Below are 1,558 nucleotides of genomic sequence, written 5' to 3'. Positions count from 1 at the left end.
TCAAGAATTTCACCGTTCTTGTTCATGACATTGATCATTGGAAGCGAGCATCGCTTGCCGACCTCATTATCGTTAAAGTCGTGTGCAGGAGTAATCTTTACGCAGCCTGTGCCTTTTTCCATGTCTGCATGTTCGTCTCCGACAATCGGGATGCGACGACCGACTAATGGAAGAATGATTTCTTTTCCGATCAACGCTTTGTAGCGAGGGTCTTCAGGGTTTACCGCAACACCTGTATCCCCAAGCATCGTTTCGGGTCGAGTGGTAGCAACAACGATGTAATCTTTGCCTTCGCTTGTTGTTTCACCGTCTGCAAGTGGATACCGAAGATGCCACATATTGCCCTGTTTTTCTTTGTTCTCGACTTCCAGATCAGAAATAGCGGTGTGTAGTTTTGGGTCCCAGTTAACAAGGCGCTTGCCGCGATAAATAAGATCGTCTTTGTACAAACGAACAAATACTTCTTGAACAGCTTTATAGAAGCCGTCATCCATCGTAAAGCGTTCGTGATCCCAATCGACAGAGGCTCCTAGACGACGAAGTTGACGTGTGATGGTGCCACCTGATTCTTCCTTCCATTCCCAAATTTTATCGAGAAATGCTTCACGACCTAGATCGTGTCGAGTTTTATCTTCTTCAGCGGCTAATTTTCTCTCAACAACCATTTGAGTCGCGATACCCGCGTGGTCAGTACCAACTTGCCATAGCGTGTTGTTGCCTTTCATTCGATGATAGCGAATTAAGGCATCCATGATGCTGTCTTGAAACGCGTGCCCCATGTGGAGGCTGCCAGTGACGTTCGGTGGGGGGATCATGATTGAATATGGCGTGCCTTCACCACTTGGTTTGAAGAAGCCTTCGTCTTCCCATTTTTGATACCAAGTTTGTTCAATTTCACTAGGTTGGTAGGTTTTATCCATCGTTGTGTTTCACTACTTTTTTGGCGTTGATTTTAGAAAGAGGCGCATTATATATCTGCGGGGGCAAACAAGGTAGTTATGTTCCCAATTAACGACGTAAGTCGTGCGTATTTATGTCTTCGCCGTTAGATTTAAGTTGCTTGAACAAGGCTCGTGCAGATTCCAGTTGCTTCTGGTCATTACGAACTATGAACATTCGTCGTTTCATCTGAGGTTCTTCGGCTAACTTGGTCGGGCCAAGGTATACGCAAATGTTTGTATCTGTTGCTTTGAATGAAGGATCATTCGCGCCCTGCGATGACGCAATAGCTATGGGGTAACTTGGGCTTGGGGATACTGATTGCTGATGCGGAAGAAAAGAGCTTTCTCGATAAGACCAGAGCAGCTCGTCAAGACTTTTAGCATCGATGTCGCTTTCACACACAAATAATATAGTTTGATTTGCTGCGATGGCTTTTTCAGCGATCCGACAAGCTATGCTTGCCAGATCACTAAATGCATTCCCTTTGGAAATATAAATGTCGGTTTGTTTGTGCATTTATTTTGCGTGATTCATTAAGTAATTCAGTAGCAAAGGAACCGGTCGGCCTGTTGCGCCCTTGTTGGCGCCGGAAGTCCATGCAGTTCCAGCAATGTCT

Annotated in this window: 2 protein-coding genes; both read right to left on the bottom strand. The window is 45.4% G+C overall.

What is annotated here, in order from left to right; genetic code table 11:
• Positions 1–920: class I tRNA ligase family protein (locus tag A3739_RS12550; protein ID WP_156502561.1), on the bottom strand; the 920-nt coding region annotated here is incomplete at its 3' end.
• 88 nt (positions 921–1,008) lie between these two features.
• Positions 1,009–1,458, bottom strand: coding sequence for a DNA polymerase III subunit chi (locus A3739_RS12545; RefSeq protein ID WP_068479423.1), 450 nt, complete (start codon positions 1,456–1,458; stop codon positions 1,009–1,011).
• Positions 1,459–1,558: the final 100 nt, after the last annotated feature.

The sequence above is a fragment of the Oleiphilus sp. HI0067 genome (genome assembly GCF_001635735.1).
This window is presented reverse-complemented; position numbering and strand designations above follow the sequence as displayed.

What these genes read in the sequence shown, in the direction of transcription:
- A3739_RS12545 (WP_068479423.1), bottom strand. Translation starts at nt 1,458, where the DNA reads ATGCACAAACAAACCGACATTTATATTTCCAAAGGGAATGCATTTAGT.